Annotated in this window: 1 protein-coding gene; it reads left to right on the forward strand. The window is 36.2% G+C overall.

Annotated elements, in window-relative coordinates:
- Window positions 1-213, forward strand: a 213-nt coding sequence (locus EII37_RS11045) for a hypothetical protein (protein ID WP_260424868.1), incomplete at both ends; no start/stop codon positions are given.

Here is a 213-nt window from a genome sequence, read left to right on the forward strand (position 1 = left end):
TAAAGATGGTAATGTAACTCACGTTTACCGTAAAGTAGTTAAGACAACTACATCATTCGTAGACGGAAATGGTAACCCAGTTTCACCAAATGAAGAAGGTAACCAACCTAAGAAAGATATCCCAGGATACGAGTTTGTTAAGACTACAACTGATAAAGATGGTAATGTAACTCACGTTTACCGTAAAGTAGTTAAGACAACTACATCATTCGT

The sequence above is a fragment of the Streptococcus sp. OH4692_COT-348 genome (assembly GCF_003859975.1).
Classification (GTDB): domain Bacteria; phylum Bacillota; class Bacilli; order Lactobacillales; family Streptococcaceae; genus Streptococcus.